Genomic DNA, 25,839 nt, shown 5'->3' with positions numbered 1-25,839 from the left:
GAAGTTCTTCCACATATGTGTTCCTCATTCCGGATAAAATGTCATATCGAGTATTAGCCCTTAAATACAGACCCCAGACTTTTCAGGATGTTATTGGACAGGAACACGTTACTACAACACTATCCAATGCAATCACCTCAAATCGTGTTGCCCATGCCATACTCCTGACAGGCCCGCGTGGCACAGGGAAAACCACCATTGCCCGTATTCTTGCCAAGGCAATGAATTGCGCAGAGGGTCCAACACCCTCCCCATGCAACATATGCCGTTCCTGCTCCCAGATCACATCAGGAAACGCTGCCGACGTATTTGAAATTGACGGCGCTTCCAACAACAGCGTTGATCAGATAAGAGAACTTCGTGCAAATGTTACATACATGCCCACTTCATCTCCCTATAAGATATATATTATTGACGAAGTTCACATGTTAAGCACAGCAGCATTTAATGCACTTCTGAAGACCCTGGAAGAGCCACCTGAACATGTAATATTTATATTTGCCACAACAGAATCCCACAAAATCCCCATTACAATACTATCAAGATGTCAAAGGCACGATCTCGGACGCCTTAAACTTACGCAAATTACAGATCATCTGCAAAAACTCTGTAAGGAAGAAGGGTTTACAATTTCAAGGGAGAGCCTTGATCTGATAGCCTCGGAAGCAGATGGTTCCATGCGGGATTCACTAAGCCTTCTTGACAGAATTCTTTCCAGTACACCGGACAGGGAAATCAGCCACGCCTCAATTTTAAACAATCTTGGCATCATTGACAAAAAAATTATTTTTGAGCTTTCAACTGCCATACTGAACCATGATGTTACCGCCATACTGAATATTGTTGAACAGGTAAATAACCTTGGTATTGATCTTAAAAAGTTTTATTCCAGCATAATCAAACACTTCAGAAACCTCACAGTAATAAGGGCATGCACGAATCAGAAAAACCCCTCTGGAATAACTGATATTTCTGACCACGACATTGATACAATCCAGAATATCATTGCCCGATTTTCAGTGGTTTATCTTACTCAGATACTCAATATACTGTTGAAAGAGGAGAATCTTCTTAAATTTGCTTCACACACAAGAACTGCCCTTGAAATGATTCTTTTAAAGGTTGTCCAGATAAGGCAGGGTGTTGAAATAGATAAGTTAATCAAGAAGATAGATGAGCTTGCCCTGAAGATAGCTTCTGGAAATTGCGGAGACAAACAACCTCTAATGCCGGAAGTCACAGCACAAACAGGGACAATGGAAGCTGTTGCCAACTTTGCGCCGGCAATGAACCAAACCAATATATCCCCTACCCAGCAACCAGAAAGAGTGAAGAGTCAAAGAGAACCAGAAAATCAGGGGATAGACGGCCACATAACATCAGGGCCTATCTTTGTTCCAGACATGCCAGAGCCAGAGATACCGCCGCTTTATAACATCCCGCAATCAGATGACCATAAACCGACACCCACTGCTGTTGATGATGACAAAACGTCAACAACTTATGTTGATTATCATAATGTAGATAACATTCCAGTTCGGTCTCAATCTGAAAATATAGCATCAACTCTGCACTCTGAAAATATAACATCAGCTCTGCACTCTGAAAATATAGCGTCAGCTCTGCACTCTGAAAATATAGCGTCAGCTCTGCACTCTGAAAACCATGCAAAAGATAACTTAACCAGGGAGCAGAAACAGAAAAACTGGAAAGGATTTATAAAAGCGGTTTCCAAAAAACAGAAAGTAATGGCAACTATTTTGACAAAAAGCAGCCTCAAAGATATAACTGACACAGAACTTATTTTTGAACTAAAAGGCCCTGCTTTTGAACTTTCAAGAATCAAGTCAAAACAAAAAGACCTTGAAGAGATATGCAGTCAATATTTTAACCGAAAAATGAAAATCGAAATAATTGACCATACAGAAAAAAACAGCCTTGAATCAAATTCAAGGAACTCTTCACAAATAAAAAATGAAGCAAGAAACCATCCACTTGTACTTCATGCTATGAACATCTTTTCAGGTAATATTGTTGATATAAAAACACGTACTGTTTAATTACTCAAAATCGACATTTTATTGCTTTTTCCGAAGTTATTGCAGTTGTCTGAACCAGGATAACCAGGACGGATAGGATGCTCAGGATAAATAATCCTGCCTTATCTTTGTTAATCTTGGGAATCCTGATTCAGACAGTGTTGGCAAGGCTTACAAGATCATAGGTGTCGATTTTGAGTAATTATAACGTACATGGCGGATACCCGTCACAATTAAACATCAAAAATATTTATAAAAACAGGGCATCCTTCATATCATGCAGAAAGTACTTTACACTTTCAGGAACAGTCTACCAGAAAAACGGGTATTGTGTTCAGGAAAGTGTAACCTGGCAAATGAAAGATGCCAAAAACAGCTATTTAAAGTAACTTTTATACAAACTCTCGACAATCAATGTATCTAATCGAGGCGTTAAAAAGTTCATAAAAACAGCCATTTACGGCAATTATCATATTAAAGGAGCTTTTAAATGAAAAATATGGGAAACATGGGCGGCATGATGAAACAGGCCCAGAAGCTGCAGAAAAAAATGTTGAAAATGCAGGAAGAACTTGCATCTAAAACCGTTGAAGCCTCTGCTGGCGGTGGAATGGTAAAAGTTGTTGCTGATGGCAGCCAAAAAATCAAGTCAATAGTCCTTGAAAAAGAGATAGTCGATCCTGAGGATATTGATATGCTTCAGGATCTTATCCTCGCTGCTACAAATGATGCCCTAAACAAGTCACAAGAGATGGTTTCATCAGAAATGGGAAAACTAACTGGTGGTTTCAACATTCCTGGTCTTACATAACTTTCGGGAAGCTCGATTCATTTGAATACATACCCTGACTCCATACTTAAGCTGATACAGAGCCTCTCAACGCTTCCAGGTATAGGCAGAAAAACAGCAGAACGATTGGCACTGCATATCCTGCATGCACCGCTACATGAAGCAAGAACCCTTGCAGCAGATATCCTTGAACTGAAGGAGAAGGTAAAACTGTGCAGAAACTGCTTTGCATTGAGCGATGGAGATAAGTGTCGTATATGTGCCAATCCCAACCGTGACAGCAAAATCATATGTGTTGTGGAAAATCCTGCGGACATGGTTGCCATTGAGAAAGCAGGAGTATTCAAGGGGCACTATCACATTCTTGGAGGAGCACTCTCTCCTATGGATGGAATAGGGCCCGACGAAATCCGCCTGAAGGAACTTTTTAAAAGAGTCCATGCCCAAAAAAAGAGTCATAAAAAAGAAAACTGTGCTGAAAAAAAGGCAGAGAAAGAGGCATGTGTCAATGAAGTGATCATTGCAACAGGAACGGATGTCGAGGGTGAATCAACAGCATCCTATATTTACCAGAACCTCAAAGATTACAATATTACAGTCTCAAGAATCGCCTCCGGTGTTCCCATGGGAGGCGATCTTCAATATGTTGATCAGGTTACCATGCAAAGGGCAATGGAGGGAAGACATGGATTCTGAATTGAAAACAGCAGATGACATTTTCAGATGCAGGATGTGTGGTGACTGCTGCACAGGATTTGGAGGAACATATGTCTCTCAAGAAGATATTGACAAAATTTCACAATATATCTCTTGTGATCCCTTGCAATTTACAGACAAATTCTGCGCAAAATCCGGCAGCAGATTTGTGCTGGCAACCTCTGAAAATGGACAATGCATTTTTTTTGACCCCAAAAGATTGTGTACAATTCATCCTGTAAAACCTTACATGTGCAGAGCCTGGCCTTTTATAGAAACCATTATAAAAAATCCTGAAAACTGGGATATAATGGCCAACTCATGTCCTGGTATGAAAAAAAATGTGCATCATGAAATCCTGATTAGAATTGTATCACAAGAGATAAAAACAAGTGACATAATGGCTTCCCACTTAAGCCCTGAGTCTTGATATATTTGCTGCCAAGTCATGTTTGAAATCTTCACGAGGGTATTATTAGCTCAACTTTTCATCTTTCTGAAGAGCAAACAGCTCCCTCTGAAAAACAGGATTATTAAGGTCAAGCCTGACACATTCAGACTCTTTTGCTTTGGATTGTTTTTTCATGATTTGATCTATAATTCAAAAGCATTTATATCACTTTCCTTGGGTGGATTGTTTTCTGCCCACGCAATTGCCTCTTCTAAATCAGCAGTAACTTTGGAATTTTGAAGCCAGCGTTCACTTACAGGAATAAATTCAGCAAGTTTTAACATCCATACACCAGTTTCAATCTGCTCTATCATAACTTTTTTACCAGCATATTGTCTGCCTAAAGTTATCTGCCCTCTACAACCTACAGATTTAACAATTGTTGTCATTGAGTACCTCCTGTTTTGTTAAAGGATGAGTACAAAATTGCTTAGGAATTGATTTTTAATAACTTACCCATTCACCTTGCCCCCAGCCACATTTTACAGACTTGGGAGGGGGAGTTTGGGTAAGTTAATTAAACCCAATTACTTAGGAATGAGTCCTAATTCATGTTGTAAACATCACAGATAATGCATCGTCCACTTATTATGACACTTATGGATGTGGCACAACATAATTTGGCCCTGCAATCAGAAGCGTATTCGGCAAAATCGTCTGAATCATCTCCATGGTGCTGCCAAAGAGAACATCCTTTACAACACCATGTCCATATGCCCCAAGAACGGCAAGTGCATTGTGAGGAACTCTGTAAAGATTGTGTTCAAATTTTCCCCCATCAAAAAAATACCACTCACGGACTTTCGCATTCTGATCCTCATTCCCGCACACAATATCTTCAAGACCTGCTTCCCTTAAAACTTCCACAAAATGCTCTTTATTTTTCTGGGTACCACCTCCTCCTGAATATGTAAACATATCAAGTGGCACTCCTGTAATCTGACTTAAACGCAATCCAAGTTTCAGAGCCTTTATTGAATTATCCGAGCCTCCAAAAAATACAATAATGCTCTCCCACTCCTTGAAAAGGGCACTTGGCATAAGTATGGGAAAACGTGCTGAATTGATGATTCGTCTGACCTTAGGGCCAATATGACCAAGGCTTATCTTTGTTGAAAGATCACTTATACTCCTTGGGCAACACATGAAATCAAAATCAACTGGAATGTCAGGCAAAGTTGATGCTGTAAAATTTTTTGGGGTTATAAATCTTGGTTCAACATCCATTGAGAGGGCAAGTTCAATGGCGTGTTCTTTTGCTGTTTCCGGATCTGTCAAATAGGATTGATCCAGATCCACCTGAACCACATCATTTTCATAATACATGAGAAAACGGACATGTTGGGGAATATAAACAGCAATGGAAGAGGATGTCTGCTGGCAGAAATAGAGTGATTGCAGCAATATCTCCCTTCCAAGTGGAGTATTTCTAAAAACATGAAAAATGGTGGTTTCCATAATATAATCTATTCCTTTATCTGTCGTGTCCCACTTTTTCTAAAATGAGTGGGCTGTCTGAACATTGAGTTCATCACGGTATTTATCAAGAAGTGTGGCCTTGGAGACCATGCCCACAAATCTGCCGTTAAAAACCACCGGCAGGCTGAAATGCCCATGGGTATCCATCTTGTTTAAGACTTCAGAAAGTTCATCATCATAATGAACTGTATCTGGATTGGCATCCATTATCTGCTCAACAATAACGGTGTCATACATGACAGAATTAAAGAAATAGGGCTTTATCTGATCAAAACGGATCATGCCGACAAACTGGCCACTCTCCTGATCTTCCACAGGAAAATAGTTTCTGGTTGATCGCTGGACAGTATAAAGAAACTCCCTTAAAAGCATATCAGGTCTTACGCAGATGCAATCCTTTTCAATCACTTCTCTTATACTTATATCAGCAAGAACTCTGGAATCTGTGCCGGGTCGCAAAAGTTGCCCCTTTTCCATAAGCTCTTTAAAATAAAATGATGATGGCTCAAAGTAATGGGTCATGGTGGTTGAAAGAGCAGAAACAATTATAAGAGGAAGCATCACCTCGTAGCTGCCTGTAATCTCCAGAATCAAAAAGATACCTGTCAGGGGAGCCTGAAGAATACCGCTCATCATACCTGCCATTCCAAGCAGGGCAAAACAACCTTCGCTGACCCACATTACAGATGGAAATAGAAACACAAGCAGTCTGTGGTAGGCAAGCCCTGCAAAACTTCCAATAACAAGACTTGGTGCAAAGATACCCCCTGAACCACCCCAGCCAAGGGTAAGGGCAGTTGCAAGAATTTTGGCCAGGCATGCCAGTGCCACAATACCTATTCCACCCTTGAATACCCCCTCAATCATATCATGAATTGCATGATAACCCTCACCCATAACCTCCGGCACCATGAATCCAAGAAGCCCCACTGCACAACCTCCAATTGCAGCTCTTACCCAGAAAGGGACAGAGACTTTGCGGGAAACTTTGTGCATTCTTCTTAAAGTTCTTGTAAAGAGTACAGATGCAAGGGCTGCAAACATAGCAAGTCCGATGCAGGCAAAAAGGTCAGGATGGCCTATATGGAAACTTCCGCTACTTTCAAAGGCTATTATGTTGCCCCTTAGGGTTCTGCTCAACTCGGCTCCTGCAACAGAGGCAACTGCAATGGGAATAATGTTAACCATTGACCACTCGCCAAGGATAATCTCCATTGTAAATATGATTCCTGTCAACGGAGCATTGAAAATAGATGCCACAGCACCGGCAGCACCGCACCCCACAAGGGTTATTCTCTGGCGATCATTGAGGAAAAAAAACTGCGCAATATTGGAGCCAATGGCCGAACCACTCATGACAACAGGTGCCTCGGGGCCGGCAGAACCTCCGCTTCCTATTGTAAGGCAGCTTGAAACAAGACGGGATATACTTGATCTCAGGCGAATCAGGCCACCATACCTTGATACACTGTATATAACTTCAGGCACACCGTGCCCTGCCCCCTCATTCATTATTTTCTCCAGAAAAAGAGAAGAACACATTGCACCTGCGGCAGGAAGCAGAAAAGCCCACCAGTAATGCCTGAAATCATGAAGGAACTCCAGCATAAAAATAAGAGAGTGATTTAATGCCAAAGCAGCAAGGCCACTGCAAAGACCTACAATAATTCCCATTCCTATCAAAAGGAGCCTGTCATCCATACGAAAAATGGAGATTGTACCCGGATGTCGCCAGGAGATAAATTTTTTCATGGCAGCTATTTAAACTATCCTCTCTTTTTCCGAGCTGTTAACTCTATTCTCTTGTCCTTAAGTGTTAGCTCTTCTCTTCTATTGACCTGAGCCATTAACTCTCTTCTATTGCCCTGAGCTGTTAACTCTCTTCTATTGCCCCGAGCTGTTAACTCTCTTCTATTGCCCTGAGCTGTTAACTCTATTCTCTTATCATGAACTGTTAGTATTCTTTTTCCTGAACTGTTAGCCCCTCTTTTGCTCTGAATTTTTAAAAAGATCTATCTTCCTGATGGATTGTCCAGTTTTTCTTCCATCTCCCTAATCCTGCTTAAAAAAGATTTTTTATCCGGATGCTGCCTTATAAAACGCATAAAAGAGCGATCTCTGAGACAAAATGATAGACGGGAAAGAAGGTTAAGATGAATTTCAACAGTGGGACTGAGCATCAAAAAAAGTACAAAAACAGGAAGGTCATCAATGGCATCAAAGTCCACCTCATTTTCAAGAAAACAGGTGACAATCATGGGTTCTGTAAAGCCATTTGCTATGGGATTTCTTGGATGCGGAATAGCCACTCCCTGCCCAATGCCGGTTGAGGTCAGACGCTCCCTCTCCATCAACTGTAAAAGTATCTCCTTGCTATCTTTTCCTGGATAATCAGGAATATGCTCCACTGCTGATTCTATTATTCCATGCTTTCCATTGCCGGTAACTCCATGAAATATCCCGCCATTTTTCAATGCAGCGCAAAGAAGAAGACCAACGATGTCATCATTGGAATTTGAATCAATTAGCTTACCCTCCTCTTTGGAGTCACTATCCTGGGAAGAGGAACCATTTTCCGAACAAAAAGAGGTTTTCCGCTGTTTTTCTGCCCAGCGATTAAGCTCGGAAGTATTATAGATACCCATACTTCCCTTCTTGCTGACCGGTATCTTGCCCTGCCGAATCCATCTCTCCAGGGTATCCAGATTCAGACCAAGCTGACTTGCAATATTTTCTAAAGAACGTTTCATAAAAACAAACCTTTTTTCCCATACGTATGCAGGGCAGAACTTAGCACCCTTTGGGCGGACTTTTCCATAATCTCTTGCTTTTACAGGAGATAAAATGTAAATTTTTACCGTGGAAATGGATACATTATTTCCATACTCGGGGGTGGCCGGACTCCGGCCATGACGGTTTACACTATGAACTTAGCGCCCTTTGAGCTGGCTTTTCCATAATCTCTTGCTTTTACAGGAGATAAAATGTAAATTTTTACACTATGAACTTAGCGCCCTTTGAGCTGGCTTTTCCATAATCTCTTGCTTTTGCAAGAGATAAAATGAAAATTCCTATATTATTAAACTATTTATCCATGCCGGCAAATGTACGGGCTATACTGTCCCGCTCATATACAATTTCAACCCTTCGATTGCGAACCCTTCCTTGTTCTGTATCATTTGTGGCAACAGGATGGTATTGGGCATACCCTTCAGCAGAAATGTATCTTGGGTCAACCCCGTTTTCGATGAGAAGTCTTACCACAGCACTTGCACGGCTTGCAGAAAGCTCCCAGTTGGAAGGATACATTTCTGATGCAATAACGGTGTTATCAGTATGTCCCTTGATCTTTACATGATAGGCCAGTCGTGAAAGTACCGATGCAACCTTTTTAAGTACATCATATCCCATTTCGGAGAGTTTTACCCCGCCCTGCTCAAACAGCAACAAATCTGACATGGTAATTACAACACCCATATCTGATTCCGACACATTGACAAGTCCGCCAAGCTTGTTAAACATGACAAGCTCCCGAACCTCGCTTACTATCTCTTCAAGCTCCTTCTGAATCATGCCTCCCATCTCGTCAATTTCCTGTTTTTCAACAGGAGGCTCAGACGGCACTGTGTGCATGGTAAGACCTTCACGGGTTCCGGATTCTGGCACAGCCTGTACACCAAGGGCACTTCTCAATGACTCCACAAGCTCCTTGAATGTCTCCTGCTGGGTGGTACTCATGGCAAACAGAAGCACAAAAAAACACATTAGCAGAGTTACAAGATCGGCAAAAGTTCCCATCCATTCCGGAGAACCTCCACCACCTCCTCCTTCATCGTCGTCATCGGCAGGCGGCGAAAGAGCAGGAGCCTCTTCCTCGGAAATTTCGTTTTCAGCCATTTTTTTTACTCTTCAGAAGGTGTATGGTTGGGGCCAAGATAGACACTCAGTTTATCTTCCATCAATCTTGGGTGCTCTCCTTCCCTTATGGAAATAACCCCCTCATATATGATATTCATGTTTGAAATCTCCTCATCACAGCGTATTTTCAACTTACCTGACATGGGAATAAAAAACAAATTGGCAAGAATGGCTCCGTAAAATGTTGTAATCATAGCAACCGCCATTTTAGGACCGATACTTGAAGGATCATCAAGGTTAGCAAGCATCTGTACAAGTCCTATCAAAGTACCAACCATTCCAAAGGCAGGGGCAAACGATCCCATACTTGCATAGAGATCAGATCCTGACTTAAGATTCTTTTTTGCCAGAGCCATCTTGCTCTGCATGATTGCTGCAATATCACCTGTTTTTACTCCATCAACGGTCATCTGCAAAGCCTTTGCCAGGTAAGGATCGGATGCATTTTTAATGTCAGACTCAATTGAAAGAAGCCCGCCTTTTCTGGCCTTGTTGGAAATCTCCACAAGATTGGCAATAATATCTTCGGGCTTTTCAATTTTAAAAATAAAAAGCCTCATTGTAACCTTGATTATACCAAGCACCTCTTTCAGAGGATATGCCACAAATGTAGCAGCAAGTGTCCCTCCAAATACAATCATTATGGACGGAATATCAATGAAAAGTCCAAGGCCGCTTCCAAGGAGAATAGTGACAATAATAGCGCCAATACCCAGCAAAATTCCAATAATGGTTGCAAGATCCATACAATTTCACCCTTTTTAAAAAATCAAGAGTAATGCCCCAAAGCAGTTGGGTTGATATCAGTCGAAAAGATGATTCATCAAAAATTGAAGTCCTGACAAAGCATTACCTTCTATTCAATCTTAATATAGACCGTTTCGTCAACTGGATACTCCCGATTATAACGAATCAACATATCAATTATCTCTCCTGTCAAACGTGTTCCCGGGGTCAAAAGTTTTGTGCCGGTACGTGTAAAAAGCCCGGTACCAATTACCATTCCTGGTTTAAGTCCGGAAATTGCAACCTCGCGAAGCCGAACACTGTCGTGGCCCAAAACAGTTACAACATATTTTTCAAGATAGTTAACAATGGCAGGATCAAGCCTTATTCCCGCATAATCTTCAAGCTTAGAAAGAAGATAATCAACAGGAGATTTGACAGCTTCCTGATTCTCAAAATGATCAAGCCACAAAGTATCAAGAACGTCAGCTCCTGTCAAAATTCTTGACAGAAGAGGTATATACCTTTTTTTCAAACCATCAGGGAAACCACTACCATCTGAATTTTCATTAATATGGCAGATAATTCCGGCTGTCTTCTCAAACCCCTGACATTTTTCAAGATATCCGGCTCCCTTTACAAAATGCAGATCCAGCATATCTCGCTCATATCGGGAAAGCTTTTTGTAATCCATGTCCAGCACCCTGTCCGGAATAAAGAGCATTCCAACCTCATGGAGCATGGCAGCTTTAACCAAATCCTGACGGGAAGAGTCTCCAAGGCCAATTTTATCCGCAACAAAAAGGGCAATTTCGCCAACCCTGCGGGAGTGCCCTATTCGTTGCCCGTTTCTTGACTCAATCATTGAGGATAAGAGATCTTGTAATCCCCTGATATTTGCAGAAAGTGCATTTCTGAAATTGTTAAGCTCTTTTTTAAGTTGCTCCCTTTCACGGCTCATCTCATTGATCTGCTTCAGGGAATTATGAAGAAGCTCCTTTTCACGCAAAAAACGCTTCTCAACAACCCTCAACTTTGCTTTTAGTTTATCAATATGCTCAACTGCATTTGAAATCCGCCTCTCCTGCCAGGTAACATGTTGATTTAAAAGCCTGCCTTCAAGCAACTGAACAATCCTGCCGTCAATTTCTGTGAAAGAGTATGGATAAAAAACAAACTCAATCCCATTTTTCACACACACAGATCTTATATCAGATCCGGGATCTGATTGAAAAATCACCATGCAGGGAATTGCTGGCACAAGCTTTTCAGTTAATTTTAAACTCCCTTGCTCTGTTTCTGAAATATTTCTGTGCAAGTCTCTGTTGGGTTCTATTGCTTCAGATGCTTTCACATCTTCGATTGTGACAGTCATGTTATCCGGCAATGTTGTGCAATCAAAAAAGGCTGTAATATTTGAACATGCAGTTAAATCAAAGATTATTATGTCAGGGTTAAAAGTAGAAATTCGGTATAAGTATGAATCTTCTCCCTCAATAGTTAAAAGTTTTTGGTTATTTTCCGAAAACTTTTGATTATTCTCTGAAAACTTTTGATTATTCTCTGAAAGCCACTGACTGTTTTCTGAAATCTTTAGGTTATTTTCTAAAAGCCCACGATCATATAAAGGCATCTCATCCGAAAACTTGCCAATACCTGTAAGCTCTTTAAAAGTTTGTTTTACTGAAAGTTCAGTATCGGCATCAACTCTTTCCAGAATATAGGATTCCCTACCAGCCTCCATAATTGAAGGCAATTTTGATTTCTCTGAAAAAGAGAAATATAAAAGTTTAGTCTGTTCCCTGATTTTTTTATTTTTCATTGTCAGATAGATAACTTTAAAAACATTCAGGTATTTTTTCCGGCAGGAAGAGGCTCTGAATAGTTTGCAAACCACCAGTCATCCCAACTGGAAGCCATGATACTTCCGGCAATTTTTCTTCCAGTGTCAGTCTGAAGTCGATTCTCAATAAAGGGAAGCCATTTTTCCGGTGAAAGAGCACCAATGTCATGCTGCTTTTTAAGTTCCATCATAAAGGATAGCTGATCTGCATCCCGTGCAAGTCTGGCTTCCTTTGACGAAGATTCATTAAATTCATCAAGCAGGGACTTAAGCTCATCTCCAAAATCAAGTCCCTTGGACATATCTGCCATTGCCTTATCTTCAAGGGGGCGAACATACTGTTTTTGAACATAATTGAGATCCCCTGTCCTTGCTTCAGGAAGATCGTGCACAAGCGCCATTGTGATAAGTTTTTCCCTGTCAACTTCAGGTTCCATGCGGGATATCACAAAACATATCATGGTTGTCATGAAAATATGCTCTGCCACACTCTCCCTGCCAGTTCCCAAAAATGTATAACCTGAGCGGGGAAGCTCTTTCAATATATTTGTCTCAAACAAAAAATCCACAACTCTTTTCATTAATACTCTTGCTCCCAGGTAACTCTCAATACTTCCTGATAAGTGGTTTCTCCACGAAGCATCTTGGCCACAGCACGCTCCCTCAGGGATATAAACCCTTTTTGCTGAGCAGCCATTCTTAGATCAGAAAGGCTGACATCTGAAGTGGTCATTTTTTTTAATGCCTCAGAATAGGGAAGAACCTCAAAAACACCTTTTCTACCCTTATAACCTGTATGTCGGCAATAGACGCATCCCTTACCTCTCTTTAAAAGCACTCTACCAGTTTCAGGCGGATTATGTATATTAAACCCCATTGCATGGAGTTTACGGACATCTATCTCAAACGTTTCAATACAGTTACTACATATTCCCCTGACAAGCCGCTGTGCAATAATACCGGTAAGGGATGAGTGAATCAAAAAAGGGGGAATCCCAAGATCCAAAAGCCTTGTCACAGTTGACAGAGTATCGTTTGTATGAAGCGTGGATAACACAAGATGGCCTGTCAGAGCAGCCTGTACAGCGCTCTGGGCAGTCTGGAGATCCCTGATCTCACCAACCATTATAATATCGGGATCCTGACGCAAAATATTACGCAATATAGTCCCGAAAGTGACATCAATTGCCGGCTGAACAGCAATCTGATTGAAATCTTCATGAATCATCTCAATGGGATCTTCAATTGTCACAATATTGACTTCAGGGGAAGAGAGCATACGGAGGGTAGAATAAAGAGTTGTGGATTTTCCACTTCCTGTGGGGCCTGTCACCAGAATAATGCCATGTGGCATCTGAACCATTTTTTTATACTTGAAAAAATCGTCCTGCTCAAACCCGAGTTCCTCCAGCTTCTGAAACAGTACATCAGGATCCATGATCCTCATTACAACTTTTTCGCCAAAAGCAACAGGAATTGTCGAGACACGGATCTCCACCTCAACACCCTCTTTTTCGGTTTTGATACGGCCATCCTGGGGACGCCTTTTTTCCGCCATATTAAGGCCGGACAAAGTTTTAATCCTGCTCAAAACAGCGTTATGGACTTTTTTAGGAAGCTCATACACCGTATGCAGAACCCCGTCAATGCGCATCCTGACAATGGAAGTATCCCTTTTGGGTTCCACATGAATGTCACTTGCCCGCTGTTCAAAGGAATATGTAAAGAGGTGATTGACAGCATTAACAATATGCTGGTCAGTAGATGGCAGGTCATCAGAGGAGCTTAAGTGAACATACTGCTCAAGATTGCCTAAATCAACACCCTTTCTGGAAAACTGCTCTTCAGCAGCACTTATGGAGTGCTTGAAGCCGAAAAAGTCGGCAATCATCTTCTCAATGTCGGATTTGGAGCTGACAATGAGATTGACCTTTAAACTTGTAGCCCTTTCTATATCTGTGACAGCCTCACGATTCAAAGGATCTGAAGTTGCCACAACAAGATTACCCCGATCCATTCCAACAGGCAGCATAAGATGCTTCATTGCAAAATTTTTGGGAATGGTTTTTGTGACAAGATTAAGATCAAGTTTTAGTGGATCAATTTTTTTATAGGGCAAACCAAGAGCTGTAGAGATGGTTTCATACAGGATATCTTCATCAATGGAAATTGCTGGTTTGTCAGCACGTTTTAAATTGAGTGCCAGCAAAACATCTATAAAAGAGACAGATAAAGTAGCATTATTTGTATTTCCACCATTCTTATTTTTTTCTTTTCTCTGCTGCTGTATAATTTCCCTTATTTTTGGGCTCTCTTCTTATGGCATCTGCTGCCTGTGCTCTGGATATAAGACCCTCATTAACAAGAATTGTACAGACTCTTTTTGATGAAACCATAATGTTTTAACTTTTTTGGTTCAATAGAGGCTCTCCAAACTTTTCGGAAAGATAGTTTACAGCATTCATGAAGATTTTAAGCCCAGGAGAAGGAAGGGAAGCCAAACAGTTGCCATGGAAATTCACATCTCTATTATCACTTCGGTCATTTTTATCCCTTCTTTTTAAAATTTCAATTTCACTCTGCCAGTCAGGATGATTTGTAAAATGGTTGTAGGCTTCCGGATGGGGCATCAATCCAAAAACATGGCCTGTTGTATCGCAGATACCTGCAATATCATGTATGGAACCATTTGGATTTTCAGGAAATTTACCCATGGCAGGTTTTCCATGGATATCTGCATATCGTAAAACAACCTGGTCAGAGTCAATAAGAGTGTCAATTACAACTTTGTCCGCCACAAATTTACCCTGTGCATGACGAACAGGAAGCGCAAGATTATCAGAGGATAGATCATATAAGCCCCTGGTAAAAAGAGATGGGCTTTTGGGGTTGACACTCAAGTTTACCCATTGATCCCTGAAATTTCCGCAATCATTCCAGGTAAGAGCAACAGAACGTGTTTTGTAGTCACCGTTAATACCAGGCAAAAGACCAAGATTTACAAGGGTTTGAAAACCATTGCATATTCCAATGACAAGTTTACCCTGATCAATAAATGAGAGCAGTTGATCACCAAGATGATTTTTCAGTTTCAAGGCCTGTATAACACCTGCCCCGTGATCATCCCCCCAACTGAATCCACCGCCAAGGGCAAGTATATGGAATGAATCAAGATCCACCTTGCCGCTTATCAGCATGTTGATATGAACCCTGTGGGCCTCTGCACCGGCAAGTTCAAAGGCGTGTGCTGTCTCCATATCACAGTTAAGGCCAAATCCTGTAAGAACAACAGCTTTTATTTTTTTACCATTTGCACGGTTCATCACTATACCATCCCTCCCATGGGAGCCTGCCACACCTTTTCAAGGTAATCACAAGGCGTATCAATGATAAGAAAGCTATCCATATTTTTTCCATCCAAAGTACTGATATCTTTAAAATCCTCAGCTTTGACAGATTTCACAGCTTCGATTTTGCAGGGTTTAATACCTTGAATTCTCAGGTTAGAGTGAGTATCAGAAATCCTGCCCACACAACCACATGGAAGGCCCTTGAAGAGCTTTTCAAAAACAGACTGGTATTCAGGTGCAACTGTGACAATGAATCTTCCTGAAGACTCTGAAAAAAGAAGCAAATCATCTCCAGGAAAACCATCAATACTATTACTCTCTTTTGCCGATGAAAGATCCGGCGACAGAGGAACAGAATCAAGATTTATATCCATGCCCATGCCAGATGAAATGGCACTCAAAGCAAAATGAACCCCAAGCCCTCCCCTTGCAACAGCATGGGCTGAAGCCACAATGCCTGAGTCAACTGCCTTTTCAAGGGTCTTATATATTACCTTAAAACGCTTAAAGTTAACTTCAGGAACATTGAGACCTGTCTTGCCAAGTAGTTCGTAATATTCCGATGCCCCAAGCTCATCGGCTGTAACACCAAGCACATAAACAAGATCTCCTGGCATCCTCGGTTCTAAAGTAATACATTTTTTAATATCTTCAACAACTCCAGTTGCCGAGAACTGAACAGTTTCAAGTGCAGAAACCTTTACAGAGTCACCATATTTGCCCTGAAGATATCCATCCACATACATACTGTCTTTGCCGGAAAGCAGCGGAATGCCGTATGCAAAAGATGCATCTTTCAATGCACGGCATGCCCTTACAAGCTGGGCTGCCTTGAAACGGCCATCAGGATTTTTTTCCGGATGGTGCTGAATGTCAGGCCAGCAGAAATTATCAACTCCCCCTATATGAGAAATAGATCCGCCAACTGCAATAATACGGCGGACAGCCTCATCAATTGTACATGACATCATGTGGTAGGCATCTATTTTTGAGTACCATGGAAGCAGGGCCTGGGAAAAAACAATACCTCTTTCCGATGTCAAAACAGGGCGGATCACAGATGCATCAGATGGGACATTTCTATTAATTCCCACAAGTGGTTTTATGACGCTTCCACCCTGAACTTCATGATCATATTGCCGGACAATCCACTCCTTTGAACATATATTTGGCCTTGCAAGCATATCGCAAAGAAGATCATTGTATCCTGCCTTTCCAGAAGGTGGCTTTAACACAGGTTCTGTTAAGCCCCTTATGTCAGGTGGTACCCAGACAGCATCAAACTCCCATTGTGGAAATCCCTTTTCAAGAAGATCAATATCCACATAGGCGCATGTTTTTTCATTGTATAAAATATGAAGTTTGCCACTGTCTGTATAGGTGCCGATAACCGTACTTTCCACTTCGTGCTCTTTTGAAAGCTCCATAAAACGGTCAATATACTCTGGTTTAACAGCTATTGTCATGCGCTCCTGGGATTCTGATACCCATATCTCCCACATGTCAAGACCGTCATACTTCAGGGGAACCTTGTCTAACCATATCTCGCAGCCGTTGCTTATCATGGCTGACTCACCAACTGATGATGAAAGCCCACCACCACCATTGTCTGTAATAAAGCCAAAAAGCCCCTCATCCCTTGCAATCAAAAGGAAATCGTGCATTTTCTTCTGGGTATAAGGATCTCCGATCTGGACGTGTCCTGCCGGGGTATTTTCTGATAAAACCTCGGAAGAGGCTGTCACGCCATGTATGCCATCCTTTCCAACCCTTCCTCCGCTCATTACAACAAGGTCACCTGGCTCGGTTTTTTTCTCATGACTTGGCATTCCGTTTACATGTGACGGCATAATTCCAAGAGCTGTAACAAAAACAAGGCTTTTCCCCATATAGCCATCATTAAAAAGAGTCTGTCCAAAAGTTGTAGGAACTCCGCTTTTGTTTCCCCCATCCTTGACCCCTTCAACAACACCATCTAAAAGCCTTCTTGGGTGAAGCGGAGCCTTTAGAGGGCCGTTATAATTGATGTCTCCAACGCAGAAACCATAGCTTCCCATAATAAGTCTTGAACCAAGCCCTGTGCCAAGGGGATCACGATATACCCCCACAATACCTGTAATTGCACCGCCATAGGCTTCCATATTGGAAGGTGAATTGTGGGTTTCACCTGTTATTACATAGTTGTTTTCACCATCAAAACGCCCGACACCGGCATTATCCCATAAAACAGAAACAACCCACTCTTTTTCATCCTTAAGTTGCAGTGTTGGCTCCTGTATGTAGGTTTTAAAAAGATTCTTCTCAACTGCTGTTTCACCGGTTGAAATATCTCTGTAGTTAAAAAGTCCTCGGAAGGTATTGTGATTACAGTGATCACTTCTGGCCTGGGAGATATATTCAAGTTCAACATCTGTGGGCTCAGAAAGCCCCACCCTATTTCTGGACTCCCTTACATCAGGGTCAAGAAAATATTGACGGATTACAGGAATATCCCTTGGGTTCAATGCAAGATTTCTCTCGTTGCTTATCTTCTGAAGTGCCTGGTCAGATTCGATATTGATGGTATCAAAACCCGGAACGTGGTTCAGCATGACCTTTGGAACGGCAAGGCCAACTGGCCTTGAGTCAAAATTTTTGACTGAGCTTGAGTCCAAAGCTTTGGAGATATTATTGCTTTTTTCTCCTGTATCTTTCCACTCTCTATATGAAAAAACCTTCCATTGCTGAATAATAGGATTTGCCAGAAGCTCCCCTGCAATTTTCTCAACATCTTCTCTGGTAAGTTCGTTTCCGGTTATGCAGTAGCGCTTTGAGGTATAGATGCCCTCTCCTGCCCTGAAATCCCGCTTTAAAAGATCCTTTACAGCCTCTTGTGCAGTACTTCCGGCATTATCCCTGACACCGGGCCTGAATCCCACCCATATGCACCAGTCAAACCCTATTTCCAGAGGATTCTCAAGGGAAGATATCTGGATAACCGGATTGGTCAGAATTTCATCTTTTATTGCCCTAAGCTCATCAAACGAGAGTTCTGCCTCAATGGTCACAAGGTTAACAACTCGTCCATCATGAATATTGATATTGAAGTAGTCCATGGCTTTACGCTGCAAGCCTACAGCTTCTGCATCCAGAAGTTCTGGTTTAAGAGCCGTTTCAATACAGGAAATCATTTTATCCACCATTGAAAATTCTGATTATATCGTTATAAAAAACAAAAACCATCAAGGCCACCAGAAGGGCAATGCCAATCTGATTTGCCTTTTCCCTTATGGATTCATTTGCAGTTATGCCTGTGATGCCCTCAATTGCAAAAAAAAGAAGATGGCCGCCATCAAGAACCGGTATGGGAAAAAGGTTAATAATCCCAAGATTGACACTGAGCATGGCAATAAAAAAAGAGAGGCTTGCAACCCCTGCCTTAGCCTGCTCTCCGGCCATCTGTGCAATCATGATGGGGCCTCCCAGTGTATCTGCTGGCACGGTTCCCTGAACAATTTTGACAACTGAAAGTATGGTAAGATGAGAAATCTGCCAGGTACGCTTAACAGCTTCCCCCACTGCCTGAAAGGGGTTAAGCGGAATATGAAGTATATCTCCCTTTGCGGCAATACCTATCATGTACTTTTTTTTATCCTCACCAAAGAGATTTTTTACAATTTTCTCTTCCGGAGTCACCATGACTGTAAATTCTCTTCCTTCACGGGCAACAAGAAGCTCAAGGGGATCTCCATTGCTGTTTCCAATGAGATTCACCATATCTTCCCATGAAGTGACAGGCTCTCCATGCACCCCTGTAATGGTGTCCCCTGATTGAATACCTGCTACATGGGCAGGAGTATCTTCCGCAACTTTACCCACCACCGGCTTGATAACATAAAGTCCTGAAAACAGGGCAATAAAGTAGAACAGCAAAAATGCAAGGATAAAGTTAAAAAGAGGTCCTGCTGCAACAATCATGGCTTTTTGAAAAAGGGGCTTCTGACTGAATGAGATATCAATATCCTCAAAACGAATCGGCTCTCCTGGCTCTTCGCCCACCATCTTCACATACCCACCCAAGGGAATCAAGGAGATGCAGTATTCAGTTAAGCCCACATTTTTTTTATATATTTTTGGTCCAAAGCCCAGTGAGAAAGTGACAACTCCAACACCATAATAACGTGCCAGCAAAAAATGCCCAAGCTCATGAAAAAAAACAAGGATACCAAGAACAATAATAAAGGCTATTATTGAGTGTCCCATATCAAAAATTTTTCCTTCCGCAATCCAGAGCTGTTATTTTGTATGAAAGTCTCGGTAACAGCCTGTTTTTAAAACGACTTTCATCACTTCGATTGTTGCGGTTAACAGCCATGTACGTTATCTTAAAGTCTCCGTAACTACTTGTTTAAAAAATGACTTCCAACTCTTCGATTGTGGCGGATATCCGCCATGTACCTTATATACTGTTCCAGATAATTAAATTAGCAAGCAGTATGGGCAAGCCCTTGTGGTTGCCCTTCAGAATTGAGAATGCCAAAATATTTTTCTGGAAATCTATATTAAGGAAAATGATTTTTCCCTTGCCCATTTATCTGCATCCAATACACTTTTTATATCCAAATCTGTTTTATTGCGATGGTCTGCCATGCTCTTTTCTATGATGTCGAAAATTTCCGGAAAAGAAATTTTATTATCCAGAAATGCTTGAACAGCGATTTCGTTGGAAGCATTCATAACAGCGGGAAGTGTCCCCCCTTGCCTGCAAGCTTCGCGGGCAAATTCAAGAGAGGGGAAACGACTTGTATCAGGGGCTTCAAAAAGAAGATTTCCAATGGATGCAAAGTCAGGAAATTCAAGTTCAAGCTCCAGACGTTCAGGCCATGCCAGTGCATAGGAGATGGCGGCTCTCATGTCTGGCAGTCCCATTTGGGCAATTATTGAACCATCTTTAAAGCCTACCATTGAGTGAACAATACTCTGTGGATGAACAATAACATCCACCTTATCCTCCGGAGTATTAAAAAGGTGAACAGCTTCAACAACTTCAAGGGCTTTGTTCATCAAAGTGGCAGAATCAATTGTAATTTTGCTTCCCATATCCCATGTGGGATGGTTAAGAGCATCTTCGGGTCGGATGCTTTTGAATTTCTCCAGCGGAGTGTTCCTGAAAGGCCCACCAGATGCTGTCAGAAATATTTTTTTCAGATACTTTGATGCATTTCCCTCAAGGCATTGAAAAATTGCGCTGTGTTCACTGTCAACCGGATATATTGTAATGCCCTTTGCCGCTGCCCTGGCCATGACTATTTCACCAGCCATAACAAGGGTCTCCTTGTTTGCAAGAGCAATATGCTTGCCAGCTTCAATGGCGGCAAGTGCAGGCATCAAACCGGCTGCTCCCACCATTGCCAGCAATACAGCATCAGCCATCTCATGGGAAGCTGCCATGGCATACCCATCTTCTCCCCACACTATATCAACTTGCCTTATATCCTCTTGCATTCCATCAAGAATGGACTTCAGCTCATCTGCCCGCTCTTCAGTTAAAACCACAGCCATTTCTGGTTTAAATGTTTGTATTTGATGAGCAAGCCTGACAACGTTATTTGCACATGCAAGAACCGTTACATCAAAAAGATCAGGATGCATGGCTGCAACATCAAGGGCACTTCTGCCTATTGATCCTGTGGAACCTAAAACAGCAACTCTTTTTTTCATAATATCACAACAAAAAGACCTTGAAAATATAAGCCACTGGTGCAGCAAAAAGCAAACCATCAAAGCGATCCAGTATCCCTCCATGACCCGGAAGTATGGTTCCAGAATCCTTTATGGCACCAGCTCTTTTAAGAGAGGATTCAAAGAGATCTCCAAGCTGACCTGCGGCAGCAGCAACCATTGAAAAAAGAATTGAAACAGGCAAAGAGGCATTGTCAATAAATATTAGTGAGTAAAGACCTCCAATAAAAGCCGCTGCTGCAATGCCTCCAATTGCCCCCTCCACACTTTTGTTAGGGCTGATGTGGGGAGAAAGTGGGGTTTTGCCCATATATGTGCCTACATAATAGGCCCCAGTATCGCTGAAACCAACAATAAGCCACAACCAGATTATCCAGTGTGCTCCGTTTTCACTGCAACGTATCAGAACAAGAAAAGAGAAAAAAAGAGGAAGATATATTATCCCTTGAATCTGGGCTGATACAGCATTTAATACAGAGTGTCCCATAGTAACATTTTTTTTGGAGGACAAGGATGTGTCTTTTACGGAGGAAGATGAAGAGATATTCCCTAACGAAGAAGTGGTTTTCCCTGGCAAAGAAGATGTTTGCCCTAACGAAGAAAATGTTTGCCCTGACGAAGAAGATGTTTGCCCTGACGAAGAAGATGTTTGCCCTGACGAAGAAGATGTTTGTCCTGACGAAGAAGATGTTTGTCCGGACGAATACATAATGTTTCCGTGACTCTTGTCACCGAATTCAATTAAAACAGCAACTGCCATACAGATTACATTAAAGGCAATGACAGAGACAATCATTGCAGGAGAATTCATATGAGCAGCAGCAATGATCAAGGGGCAAGAGGAATAGGCAACAACCTTGATTTTAAGGGAGACCGTTTTTTTAGAAGTTGTGGGATAAGCACTTTGATGGTTAAGCTTGGAAGAGATAATTGTCAAATACTCGGACATTCCAATAATGGAAACAACTGTCACAAGAACAGAAAAGACAAGGGAAGATCCTTGAAGCAAAATTAACAGTAATAAAGGTATTAGTACTATTGCGGTGAGCCATCGTTTGAGGAGCATACAACCTTTCCAAATCTGCGATCCCGATCCTGATACTCTTTCACCATGGAGGCAAATTCTTGTTCAGTAAAATCAGGCCACAGGGTCTTTGTAAAAAAAATTTCAGCATAACCTGCCTGCCAAAGAAGAAAATTACTCAGCCGCATTTCACCGCTGGTTCTAATTATCATATCTGGTTCTGGCTGGTTTGCGGTATAAAGATGAGCAGAAATCAACTCTTCAGATATATCATCCCAGAGAATTTTGCCCTCCATGACATCTCTTGCAATGCTTCTGACCGCACGGGTGATCTCTTCCCTTCCACCATAGCTCAAGGCAAGATTGAGCAACATATCCCTATTGCCGGAAGTATAATCCATGGTGATATCCAGCTCATTCTGAACATCACGGGGAAGACGGTGTTTTTGACCGATTATTCCGAGACGAATACCTTTTTCATGGAGGGATAAACGTTCTGACTTTATGAATTTTTTCAAAAGAGACATAAGTGCAGAAACTTCTGAACCTGGTCTGCCCCAGTTTTCCGTGGAAAATGCATAAAGAGTCAGAACTTGAATGCCAAGTTGGCGGGAAATTTCAACAATTGCCCTTACCGTTTCCGAACCTTTCTCATGGCCGGTAACCCGATTTTTAAATCGTTGCTTTGCCCATCTGCCATTACCGTCCATGATGATTGCTACATGACGGGGGATTCTGGCCGGATCAATATCATAGTAAAGGCATTTATCAGGATCAGACTTCAAGGATCTCTTTCTCTTTTGCTGAAAAAACAGCGTCCAGCTTTTCAATATAGCTGTCTGTTATCTCCTGCACCTGTTTCTGTGCCTTAAAACTTTCGTCTTCCGAGATATCACCATCCTTCTGAAGAGCCTTCAGATTTTCATTGGAGTCCCTGCGAATATTTCTTACAGCAACCTTATAGTCCTCACATGTCTGACGGGCATTTTTTGCAATCTCTTTTCTTCTCTCTTCTGTAAGAGGAGGAATAGAAATTCTGACAATCTTGCCGTCACTTGATGGAGTCAATCCAAGATTTGCCTTTAATATTCCCTTTTCAACCTCTTTAATGGCACTGACATCCCAGGGCTGAACAGTAATCATTCTGCTCTCCGGAACTGCAATGGATGCCATCTGGTTTAGTGGGGTTAAAGTACCATAATAATCAACTTTTACACCATCAAGCATGGAAAGTGAAGCCCTTCCAGTACGAACCCGGCTCATCTCTTTTTCAAGGGCCTTGACAGATTTTTTCATCCTATCTTCAGTTTCCTGAAATATCTCCTTAATCATACACCAATCTCCTCTGATATAACTTCCATGGCAAAAATATCTGCCACAACGAAGCATAAAAATCCTCAAAAACCTTAAAATGCGGGGACTTTCTAATCCCCCCCATGTTTTCTGACGCATCACAACGAAACATTAAAATCGTTGTATATCAATATGTTATGGGGACTTTCTAACAAACCTGTTGAAGCTGTGCATCTCCTGTCATTGGCGCTCGTCAGAATAAATTCTGGTACCTACCCCATTTCCACAAACAGCACCAATAATACTCCCCCTCTGATTCAAGTCAAAAACCTGAAGCGGCAGATTGTTATCCATGGCAAGAGATATAGCAGTCATATCCATCACATGGAGCTGCTGCTCAAGTACCTCCATATAAGAGATCTTTTTAATAAAAGATGCATCCCTATAAAGTGCAGGATCCTTGTCATAGACTCCATCAACCTTTGTTGCCTTAAAAAGAATCTGGGCATTCATCTCCTGTGCCCTCAGCACAGCAGCCGTATCTGTTGTAAAATAAGGATTTCCTGTTCCTGCTGCAAAAACCACTGCTCTGCCTTTTTCAAGATGTCGAATGGCCCTCCGCCGGATAAAAGGTTCTGCAACCTGGTTCATAACAATGGCAGATTGAACCCTTGTGGGAACGCCATGCTTTTCAAGGGCATCACAAAGTGCAAGGCTATTTATAACTGTGGCAAGCATACCCATGTTATCGGCTGACGCACGATCCATTCCGGCAGAACTGCCTGCCACACCCCTAAAAATATTGCCACCCCCGACAACCATGGAGACCTGAACGCCAAGGGCATGAACCTGTGCGATCTCTTCGGCAACATAATTAATCATTTCAGGTTTAATGCCAAACCCCTGATCGCCCATGAGTGCTTCACCGCTGAGCTTGATGAGAATTCGTTCAAATTCAGGTCTCATATTCACGTTTTATTCTCCCAACTGAAAACGAACAAACCGTCTTACCTGGATATTTTCGCCAATCTTTCCAATGGTTTCGGTTATCATTTCTGAAATAGTCTTCTTGGGATCTTTTACATATGGCTGGCTCATGAGGCATGAGTCCTTATAAAATTTTTGTACCTGCCCTTCAACAATCTTGTCCACAATGTTTTCGGGTTTGCCCTGCTCAAGTGCCTGGGAACGATATATTTCCCGTTCCCTGTCAACAACACTTTGCGGGATATCTTCAGGATTGAGGCCTGCAGGATTAATTGCTGCAATATGCATGGCTATATTTTTTGCAAACTCCTGAAAATCTTCTGTCTTGGCAACAAAGTCAGATTCACAGTTAACCTCAACCATGACACCAAGCTTTGAACCAGCGTGGATGTAAGAGTATATAATCCCTTCAGAAGTTGCCCTGCCCGCCCTTTTCTGGGCCTTTGCAAGTCCTTTTTTTCTCAGAAAATCAAGTGACTTTTCCAGATCTCCATCGTTTTCCGCCAATGCTTTTTTGCAGTCCATCATACCAGAGCCTGTCTGGTCACGCAGTTCTTTTACCATTGCTGCTGTAATTTCAGCCATTTTCACTTACTCCTTCATACCAGGACTCCGGAAAAAAACTTTAGAGATAAGTACATCCGGAGTCCGAATTATATATATCAGTTCTATATTATATATATCAGTTCTATGCTGTTTTTCTTCTGATCTTTTCAACCACAGGCCCATCTGTGCCATCTGAGAGAACTGTCATTTCATCATCATCGGATTCACCGGGCTTTTCATCACCTTCATATGCCTTGTCAGAACCTGCCTGCTGTCTCTCCTCATATCTCTCACGTCCCTCAATACATGCATCTGCAATCTTTGATGCAAAAAGACGGATTGACCGTATGGCATCGTCATTACCAGGAATAACATAGTCAATATCATCAGGATCGCAGTTGGTATCCACAACAGCAACAATAGGAATGCCAAGACGTTTACCTTCACGAACAGCAATGGCCTCGTTTTTAGGATCAATGATAAAAATAGCACCAGGCAAGGATTTCATTTTACTGATACCACCTATATCAGATTCAAGCTTCATCTTTTCCTTTGCCATCTGCACCCGCTCTTTTTTGGGGTAATCATCAATTGTTCCATCATTTTCTATGGTATTGAGATACTCAAAACGGCTGATATTCTTTTTGATGGTCTGAAAATTTGTCAACATACCGCCAAGCCAACGATTCTGTACATAAAATGTCTCTGCACGATTGGCCTCTTCATAAATTGATTCCCTGGCCTGCTTCTTTGTTCCGACAAAAAGAACGCTTTTCCCCTGGGAGGTCACATCAACGATGAAATCATAGGCATCCCTGAAGAGCTTCACAGTCTGTTGCAAATCCACAATATAAATACCGTTTCTGGCTCCAAAAATATAGCGTTTCATTTTGGGATTCCAGCGCCTGGTCTGATGACCAAAGTGAACTCCTGCTTCAAGGAGTTGTCTCATTGTTACGTAAGCCATTTGTTCTCC

At 41.9% G+C, this 25,839-nt stretch carries 25 protein-coding genes and 1 pseudogene; 5 read left to right on the top strand and 21 right to left on the bottom strand.

The window, feature by feature from the left end:
- Positions 1–38 precede the first annotated feature (38 nt).
- The 4 genes from dnaX to MTBBW1_RS00195 all read left to right on the top strand — a co-directional run bounded on the left by dnaX (position 39) and on the right by MTBBW1_RS00195 (position 3,955).
- Positions 39–2,060: a DNA polymerase III subunit gamma/tau gene (dnaX, locus tag MTBBW1_RS00215; protein ID WP_080797562.1), complete on the top strand. Its 2,022-nt coding sequence runs from the start codon at positions 39–41 to the stop codon at positions 2,058–2,060.
- Between the two features lie 478 nt (positions 2,061–2,538).
- Positions 2,539–2,850 (top strand): YbaB/EbfC family nucleoid-associated protein, encoded by a 312-nt coding sequence (locus tag MTBBW1_RS00205; protein ID WP_080799600.1) that lies wholly within the window; start codon positions 2,539–2,541, stop codon positions 2,848–2,850.
- Between the two features lie 21 nt (positions 2,851–2,871).
- Positions 2,872–3,525 carry a recombination mediator RecR gene (gene recR / locus MTBBW1_RS00200; RefSeq protein ID WP_080797558.1) on the top strand — a complete coding sequence of 218 codons (654 nt, stop codon included), beginning with the start codon at positions 2,872–2,874 and terminating at the stop codon, positions 3,523–3,525.
- Positions 3,515–3,955 carry a YkgJ family cysteine cluster protein gene (locus MTBBW1_RS00195; protein WP_080797556.1) on the top strand — a complete coding sequence of 147 codons (441 nt, stop codon included), beginning with the start codon at positions 3,515–3,517 and terminating at the stop codon, positions 3,953–3,955. The genes recR and MTBBW1_RS00195 overlap by 11 nt, the downstream gene beginning before the upstream one ends.
- Before the next feature lie 164 nt (positions 3,956–4,119).
- Here the strand turns inward: MTBBW1_RS00195 and MTBBW1_RS00190 are convergent, their stop codons facing one another.
- The 15 genes from MTBBW1_RS00190 to MTBBW1_RS28965 all read right to left on the bottom strand — a co-directional run bounded on the left by MTBBW1_RS00190 (position 4,120) and on the right by MTBBW1_RS28965 (position 21,524).
- Positions 4,120–4,365, bottom strand: a complete 246-nt coding sequence (locus tag MTBBW1_RS00190; protein WP_080797554.1) for a hypothetical protein — start codon at positions 4,363–4,365, stop codon at positions 4,120–4,122.
- Between the two features lie 208 nt (positions 4,366–4,573).
- On the bottom strand, positions 4,574–5,434 hold the full coding sequence (locus MTBBW1_RS00185) for a universal stress protein UspA (RefSeq protein WP_080797552.1): 861 nt from the start codon (positions 5,432–5,434) through the stop codon (positions 4,574–4,576).
- Positions 5,435–5,473: 39 nt separating this feature from the next.
- Positions 5,474–7,207, bottom strand: coding sequence for a chloride channel protein (locus MTBBW1_RS00180; RefSeq protein ID WP_080797551.1), 1,734 nt, complete (start codon positions 7,205–7,207; stop codon positions 5,474–5,476).
- Between the two features lie 260 nt (positions 7,208–7,467).
- Positions 7,468–8,205, bottom strand: a complete 738-nt coding sequence (locus tag MTBBW1_RS00175) for a PTS sugar transporter subunit IIA (RefSeq protein WP_080797549.1) — start codon at positions 8,203–8,205, stop codon at positions 7,468–7,470.
- A 334-nt stretch (positions 8,206–8,539) separates the two neighbouring features.
- The gene (locus MTBBW1_RS00170) at positions 8,540–9,352 is read right to left on the bottom strand and encodes an OmpA/MotB family protein (RefSeq protein WP_080797546.1); all 813 of its coding nucleotides are present in this window, start codon (positions 9,350–9,352) and stop codon (positions 8,540–8,542) included.
- A 5-nt stretch (positions 9,353–9,357) separates the two neighbouring features.
- Positions 9,358–10,119 carry a motility protein A gene (locus MTBBW1_RS00165; RefSeq protein ID WP_080797544.1) on the bottom strand — a complete coding sequence of 254 codons (762 nt, stop codon included), beginning with the start codon at positions 10,117–10,119 and terminating at the stop codon, positions 9,358–9,360.
- Positions 10,120–10,229: 110 nt separating this feature from the next.
- Entirely contained in the window at positions 10,230–11,996 is a 1,767-nt protein-coding gene (locus MTBBW1_RS00160; protein WP_139786606.1) for an HD-GYP domain-containing protein, read from the bottom strand.
- On the bottom strand, positions 11,948–12,523 hold the full coding sequence (locus tag MTBBW1_RS00155; protein ID WP_080797541.1) for an HD domain-containing protein: 576 nt from the start codon (positions 12,521–12,523) through the stop codon (positions 11,948–11,950). The genes MTBBW1_RS00160 and MTBBW1_RS00155 overlap by 49 nt, the downstream gene beginning before the upstream one ends.
- On the bottom strand, positions 12,523–14,151 hold the full coding sequence (locus MTBBW1_RS00150) for a GspE/PulE family protein (RefSeq protein WP_245809195.1): 1,629 nt from the start codon (positions 14,149–14,151) through the stop codon (positions 12,523–12,525). Before MTBBW1_RS00150 ends, MTBBW1_RS00155 begins: the two co-directional genes overlap by 1 nt.
- A 52-nt stretch (positions 14,152–14,203) precedes the next feature.
- Positions 14,204–14,338, bottom strand: coding sequence for a hypothetical protein (locus MTBBW1_RS29870; protein ID WP_281255600.1), 135 nt, complete (start codon positions 14,336–14,338; stop codon positions 14,204–14,206).
- Positions 14,339–14,344: 6 nt separating this feature from the next.
- Positions 14,345–15,265, bottom strand: coding sequence for a phosphoribosylformylglycinamidine synthase subunit PurQ (locus MTBBW1_RS00145; RefSeq protein ID WP_080797539.1), 921 nt, complete (start codon positions 15,263–15,265; stop codon positions 14,345–14,347).
- A gap of 2 nt (positions 15,266–15,267) precedes the next feature.
- A complete protein-coding gene (locus MTBBW1_RS00140; protein WP_080797537.1) occupies positions 15,268–18,462 on the bottom strand; it encodes a phosphoribosylformylglycinamidine synthase subunit PurS in 3,195 nt (1,064 codons plus the stop codon).
- 1 nt (position 18,463) lies between these two features.
- Complete coding sequence (gene rseP, locus MTBBW1_RS00135) at positions 18,464–19,534, bottom strand: RIP metalloprotease RseP (RefSeq protein WP_080797536.1); 1,071 nt, start codon at positions 19,532–19,534, stop codon at positions 18,464–18,466.
- A gap of 294 nt (positions 19,535–19,828) precedes the next feature.
- Positions 19,829–20,992: a 1-deoxy-D-xylulose-5-phosphate reductoisomerase gene (locus MTBBW1_RS00130; RefSeq protein ID WP_080799598.1), complete on the bottom strand. Its 1,164-nt coding sequence runs from the start codon at positions 20,990–20,992 to the stop codon at positions 19,829–19,831.
- 4 nt (positions 20,993–20,996) lie between these two features.
- A complete protein-coding gene (locus MTBBW1_RS28965; protein ID WP_222423960.1) occupies positions 20,997–21,524 on the bottom strand; it encodes a phosphatidate cytidylyltransferase in 528 nt (175 codons plus the stop codon).
- A 4-nt stretch (positions 21,525–21,528) separates the two neighbouring features.
- On the opposite strand from MTBBW1_RS28965, the gene MTBBW1_RS28960 reads away from it, so the two are divergent.
- Positions 21,529–21,735 carry a hypothetical protein gene (locus MTBBW1_RS28960; RefSeq protein ID WP_222423959.1) on the top strand — a complete coding sequence of 69 codons (207 nt, stop codon included), beginning with the start codon at positions 21,529–21,531 and terminating at the stop codon, positions 21,733–21,735.
- A gap of 137 nt (positions 21,736–21,872) precedes the next feature.
- On the opposite strand, the pseudogene MTBBW1_RS30250 reads toward MTBBW1_RS28960, so the two are convergent.
- The 6 genes and pseudogenes from MTBBW1_RS30250 to rpsB form a co-directional block, all read right to left on the bottom strand.
- Positions 21,873–22,079 (bottom strand): annotated as a pseudogene (locus MTBBW1_RS30250) (phosphatidate cytidylyltransferase); the annotation flags it as partial.
- Entirely contained in the window at positions 22,049–22,822 is a 774-nt protein-coding gene (locus MTBBW1_RS00120; RefSeq protein WP_080797532.1) for an undecaprenyl pyrophosphate synthase, read from the bottom strand. The gene MTBBW1_RS00120 and the pseudogene MTBBW1_RS30250, both read right to left, overlap by 31 nt.
- Positions 22,812–23,369, bottom strand: coding sequence for a ribosome recycling factor (gene frr, locus MTBBW1_RS00115; RefSeq protein WP_080797530.1), 558 nt, complete (start codon positions 23,367–23,369; stop codon positions 22,812–22,814). Before frr ends, MTBBW1_RS00120 begins: the two co-directional genes overlap by 11 nt.
- Before the next feature lie 201 nt (positions 23,370–23,570).
- Positions 23,571–24,302, bottom strand: coding sequence for a UMP kinase (pyrH, locus tag MTBBW1_RS00110; protein WP_222423957.1), 732 nt, complete (start codon positions 24,300–24,302; stop codon positions 23,571–23,573).
- A 3-nt stretch (positions 24,303–24,305) separates the two neighbouring features.
- Complete coding sequence (gene tsf / locus MTBBW1_RS00105) at positions 24,306–24,902, bottom strand: translation elongation factor Ts (RefSeq protein ID WP_080797527.1); 597 nt, start codon at positions 24,900–24,902, stop codon at positions 24,306–24,308.
- Positions 24,903–25,005: 103 nt separating this feature from the next.
- A complete protein-coding gene (rpsB, locus tag MTBBW1_RS00100; protein WP_080799595.1) occupies positions 25,006–25,830 on the bottom strand; it encodes a 30S ribosomal protein S2 in 825 nt (274 codons plus the stop codon).
- Positions 25,831–25,839: the final 9 nt, after the last annotated feature.

Origin of the sequence: Desulfamplus magnetovallimortis (assembly GCF_900170035.1) — a bacterium.
In the GTDB taxonomy this organism is placed as follows: Bacteria; Desulfobacterota; Desulfobacteria; order Desulfobacterales; family Desulfobacteraceae; genus Desulfamplus; species Desulfamplus magnetovallimortis.
This window is presented reverse-complemented; position numbering and strand designations above follow the sequence as displayed.

Bases quoted from the DNA above. Each gene is read 5' to 3' on its own strand.
- dnaX (WP_080797562.1), top strand. From the start codon at position 39: ATGTCATATCGAGTATTAGCCCTTAAATACAGACCCCAGACTTTTCAG.
- MTBBW1_RS00205 (WP_080799600.1), top strand. From the start codon at position 2,539: ATGGGAAACATGGGCGGCATGATGAAACAGGCCCAGAAGCTGCAGAAA.
- MTBBW1_RS00195 (WP_080797556.1), top strand. From the start codon at position 3,515: ATGGATTCTGAATTGAAAACAGCAGATGACATTTTCAGATGCAGGATG.
- MTBBW1_RS00190 (WP_080797554.1), bottom strand. From the start codon at position 4,365: ATGACAACAATTGTTAAATCTGTAGGTTGTAGAGGGCAGATAACTTTA.
- MTBBW1_RS00185 (WP_080797552.1), bottom strand. From the start codon at position 5,434: ATGGAAACCACCATTTTTCATGTTTTTAGAAATACTCCACTTGGAAGG.
- MTBBW1_RS00180 (WP_080797551.1), bottom strand. From the start codon at position 7,207: ATGAAAAAATTTATCTCCTGGCGACATCCGGGTACAATCTCCATTTTT.
- MTBBW1_RS00175 (WP_080797549.1), bottom strand. From the start codon at position 8,205: ATGAAACGTTCTTTAGAAAATATTGCAAGTCAGCTTGGTCTGAATCTG.
- MTBBW1_RS00170 (WP_080797546.1), bottom strand. From the start codon at position 9,352: ATGGCTGAAAACGAAATTTCCGAGGAAGAGGCTCCTGCTCTTTCGCCG.
- MTBBW1_RS00165 (WP_080797544.1), bottom strand. From the start codon at position 10,119: ATGGATCTTGCAACCATTATTGGAATTTTGCTGGGTATTGGCGCTATT.
- MTBBW1_RS00155 (WP_080797541.1), bottom strand. From the start codon at position 12,523: ATGAAAAGAGTTGTGGATTTTTTGTTTGAGACAAATATATTGAAAGAG.
- MTBBW1_RS29870 (WP_281255600.1), bottom strand. From the start codon at position 14,338: ATGGTTTCATCAAAAAGAGTCTGTACAATTCTTGTTAATGAGGGTCTT.
- MTBBW1_RS00145 (WP_080797539.1), bottom strand. From the start codon at position 15,265: ATGAACCGTGCAAATGGTAAAAAAATAAAAGCTGTTGTTCTTACAGGA.
- MTBBW1_RS00140 (WP_080797537.1), bottom strand. From the start codon at position 18,462: ATGATTTCCTGTATTGAAACGGCTCTTAAACCAGAACTTCTGGATGCA.
- rseP (WP_080797536.1), bottom strand. From the start codon at position 19,534: ATGGGACACTCAATAATAGCCTTTATTATTGTTCTTGGTATCCTTGTT.
- MTBBW1_RS00130 (WP_080799598.1), bottom strand. From the start codon at position 20,992: ATGAAAAAAAGAGTTGCTGTTTTAGGTTCCACAGGATCAATAGGCAGA.
- frr (WP_080797530.1), bottom strand. From the start codon at position 23,369: ATGATTAAGGAGATATTTCAGGAAACTGAAGATAGGATGAAAAAATCT.
- tsf (WP_080797527.1), bottom strand. From the start codon at position 24,902: ATGGCTGAAATTACAGCAGCAATGGTAAAAGAACTGCGTGACCAGACA.
- rpsB (WP_080799595.1), bottom strand. From the start codon at position 25,830: ATGGCTTACGTAACAATGAGACAACTCCTTGAAGCAGGAGTTCACTTT.